General features: G+C 68.1%; 2 protein-coding genes. Both read right to left on the bottom strand.

Going from position 1 to position 1,932, the window contains the following annotated elements; all coding sequences use genetic code 11:
- Positions 1-35: 35 nt before the first annotated feature.
- Positions 36-173 (bottom strand): hypothetical protein, encoded by a 138-nt coding sequence (locus AOK09_RS40625; RefSeq protein WP_157876168.1) that lies wholly within the window; start codon positions 171-173, stop codon positions 36-38.
- A gap of 292 nt (positions 174-465) precedes the next feature.
- The coding region (locus AOK09_RS35120) for an ABC transporter family substrate-binding protein (RefSeq protein ID WP_055591247.1) at positions 466-1,932 on the bottom strand (1,467 nt) is incomplete at its 5' end.

The raw sequence follows: 1,932 nt of genomic DNA, 5'->3' as shown, positions 1-1,932 counted from the left end.
GGCCGGGGACCGGGCGGCGGGGGTGGGGTCGGCGGCTACGGGGAGTCGTACGGCTTGATGCTGACGGCGGGTCCCTCGGAGCAGCGCGCGGCCGCGTCCGCCGCCTTGCCCGTCACCGGCACGGTGGCGGTGCCGTCGGCCGGGATGCGGGTGAGGCCGCCGATCGCGGTCACCGCGACGGCCTGCCGGGGCGCCGGACAGACCCTGTGCGCTCATCCGGTGGTGGAGCCGGCCTTCTGCGTGACGGTGTCGCGCAGGGACCCGGTCCGGGGGTCGCCTCTGCCGGTGCGGGTCGACGCCGACTCGCCGGCGTGGTGCCGGATCCGCGGATGCTCACCCATGCCGACGGCACCGGCTTGCCGCTGTACGTCGAACCCGAGCGCCGGGAGTACTCCCGCAGGTGGNNCGGCCTTGTGGGCGGGCCGGGCCGGTGGTGTCCGCAGTGGGCGCGGAGTGGTCGTGGTGTTACTTCTGCCAGCCGACGGTCTCGGGGAGCGGGGTGCCGAAGATGGTGGCGCCGACGTTGGCCAGGCCGTCCTTGACGCCGTAGATCGAGGGGCCGCTGAAGAGGGGGAGGAAGGCGTACTGGGCCAGTTCCTTGCGCTCGATGGCGTTGGCCTGGGCGATCTGCTGGTCGGGGTCGGCGATCCGGGTGGCCTGGTGGATCTCCTTGTCCAGTTCGGGGGTGCCGGTGCCGGTCAGGTTGGAGTCGCTGTCGATGCAGTAGAACTGGCACAGGTAGCGGGCGCCGAAGGGGTCGGTGGACCGGTTGCCGGAGAGGAAGAGGTCGAAGTCGCGGTCGCTGAGGATCTTGGCGAAGTCGGCCTCGTCGGCCTTCTTGATGTCGACCTTGATGCCGACCGGCTTGAGCATCGCCGCGAACGCGTTGGCCGTGGCCTTCTCCAGCGGGTCGTCGCCGAGCAGGGTGTAGCCGACGGTGAGCTTGGTTCCGTTCTTCTCCCGGATGCCGTCGCTGCCCGCCTTCCAGCCGTCGGCGTCCAGGGTGCTCTTCGCCTCGTCGGGCGCGTACCTGATCACCGCGGAGACGTTGTCCGCGTAGCCCTTCTGGAAGCTGTAGAGCAGGGCCGAGCCGGGCAGCGGTTCGGCGTAGTCCAGGCCCTGGAACTGGATCTTGGCGATCTGGGAGCGGTCGATGCTCTGCAGCAGTGCCTTGCGTACCTGGGTGTCCTTCAGGACGGGGGACTTGGCGTTGAGGTAGAGCGAGTACTCGAAGGGGCTGCCGCCGCGACGGATCCGGGTGCCGTCCACGCCGCTGATCTGCTTGAGGCCTTCGGCGCTGCCGGTGCCGGTGTAGTCGACCTGGCCGTTCTTGAAGGCGTTGACCGCGGCGGAGGAGTCCAGGTTGACGTAGATCCGCTTGTCGAGCTTGCCCTTCCTTCCCCACCACTTCGGGTTGCGGACGAAGGTGAGGTTGCCGCTCTTGGTGTCGAAGGTGGCGATGGTGTACGGGCCGGCGCCCCATTCGGGGTGGGCCTTCTTCACGTAGGCGTTGTTGTAGTTGTCGACGGTGGCGGCCTTGGGGTTGAGGAAGGTGGTGAACAGGCTCGACCACCAGGGGTCGACGCCTTTGAAGGTGATCACGGCCTGCCGGTCGTCGGTGCCCCGGGTGACCGAGGTGATGTTGCTGTAGCCCTCGGTGTTGCTGGCGTTGTAGTCCTTGTTGGTGCCGTTGTTGGCCTGCCAGGTCGCCTTGACGGCGGTCCAGTCGATGGGTGTGCCGTCGTTGTACACGGCCTTCGGGTTGATCGTCAGCGTCACCTTCTGGTTGCCGTCCGCCACGGCGACCTTCACGTCACTGAGGTAGTCCTTGTTGTACTGGACCTCACCGGTCGGCGCGTAGGTGATCACGTCCGGGTTGTACCAGAACCAGACGCGGGTGGCGGTGAGGGTGGCGTTGGCGTTGAACGGGTT

The organism is Peterkaempfera griseoplana (assembly GCF_001418575.1).
In the GTDB taxonomy this organism is placed as follows: domain Bacteria; phylum Actinomycetota; class Actinomycetes; order Streptomycetales; family Streptomycetaceae; genus Peterkaempfera; species Peterkaempfera griseoplana.
The sequence above is the reverse complement of the archived record's forward strand: the minus strand, read 5'-3'. Positions and strand labels throughout refer to the sequence as shown.